At 63.5% G+C, this 625-nt stretch carries 1 pseudogene; it reads left to right on the top strand.

Going from position 1 to position 625, the window contains the following annotated elements:
- Positions 1 to 625 (top strand): annotated as a pseudogene (locus A5704_RS18180) (hydrolase); the annotation flags it as partial.

A 625-nucleotide genomic window follows, 5' to 3' on the forward strand; every position in this document is an offset into this window, starting at 1 on the left:
CCGGTCGCCGAACGCACCGAGGGACCCACTCCCGAGGAAGTCGTTGCCTTGATGGGCTCCATGTGGGGAACGGGGGAGTTGCAACATGTGATGAATCCGGACATGCCGTGGAACGAGGAGATCCGAGCAACGTGGGCACGACTGGAACGCCTTGCGGCGAGCCCGGGAACCGTCGCGCAGATGTTTCCACTGCTGATCGAATTGGATGTGCGGGCGGTCCTACCGACAATCCGCGTGCCGACCCTGGTCGTTCAGCACGCAGACAATGCGTTGCTTGCGTCGGCCTCGGGCGAGTACATAGCGGATCACATACCGGGGGCAAAGTACGTTGAGCTTCCAGGCCGCAACATGCACCACTGGGTCGAGCCTTGGCGCGCGTCCTTTCAGGAGGTGGCGAAATTCCTGACCGGTCACCAAGCCGATGTCGCTGATGATCGTGTGCTTGCCACGGTGCTCTTCACCGACATCGTGGACTCGACGCGCCGCGCTGCGGAGATGGGTGACCGTGACTGGCACGCGCTGCTTGATGCGCATGATGCCGTCGTGCGGTCGCAACTGGCCCGGTTTCGCGGCCGCGAGGTGAACACATCCGGCGACGGGTTTCTGGCGATGTTCGACGGCCCGC

Source organism: Mycobacterium sp. E735, assembly GCF_001666955.1.
Taxonomy (GTDB): Bacteria; Actinomycetota; Actinomycetes; order Mycobacteriales; family Mycobacteriaceae; genus Mycobacterium.